The sequence below is a fragment of the Massilia genomosp. 1 genome (genome assembly GCF_011682185.1).
GTDB classification, from domain to species: domain Bacteria; phylum Pseudomonadota; class Gammaproteobacteria; order Burkholderiales; family Burkholderiaceae_D; genus Telluria_A; species Telluria_A rubra.
The window spans coordinates 1-501 of record NZ_WHJF01000384.1; the positions used below are offsets into that span (position 1 = coordinate 1).

The window sequence follows — 501 nt, forward strand, 5'->3', positions numbered from 1 at the left end:
GCCTTTCAGGCTGTTGACCAGATTGGAAACGGAAACCTTGGGCGGGTAGTTCACCAGCAAGTGTACATGGTCGTCCTCGCCGTCGAACTCCACCAGTTCCGCTTCAAAGTCCGTGCAGACGCTGGAACATATCGGCCGCAGCTCGTCAAGAATCTCTTTTGTGAAGACTTCACGGCGGTATTTTGTTACGAAGACCAAATGTAGGTGCATGAGGAAAACACCGTGTCTTCCGTGGCGAATTTCATTGTAATGACTCATAGGCCAAACTATAATCGAAGCATGCAACGACGACAAGCCTATCAATACGAACTGATGCCAGATGGCGAGCAAGAGCGCACTATGCGCCGCTTCGCTGGCGCGTGCCGATTCGTCTGCAACAAGGCGTTGGCGATGCAAAAAGAAAATCATGAGGCCGGTAACAAGTTCATCGGCTATGTCGCCATGGCGAAGCAATTGACCGGGTGGCGCACTGGTCCTGACACACCTTGGCTGAAGGACGCG

The 501-nt window shown here is 52.7% G+C and carries 2 protein-coding genes; one reads left to right on the forward strand and one right to left on the reverse strand.

Going from position 1 to position 501, the window contains the following annotated elements; translation table 11 throughout:
- On the reverse strand, positions 1-258 hold a 258-nt coding region (tnpA, locus tag F1735_RS34205; protein WP_167241505.1), incomplete at its 3' end, for an IS200/IS605 family transposase.
- 21 nt (positions 259-279) lie between these two features.
- Between tnpA and F1735_RS34210 the strand changes: the two genes are divergently transcribed.
- Positions 280-501: helix-turn-helix domain-containing protein (locus F1735_RS34210; protein ID WP_167241507.1), on the forward strand; the 222-nt coding region annotated here is incomplete at its 3' end.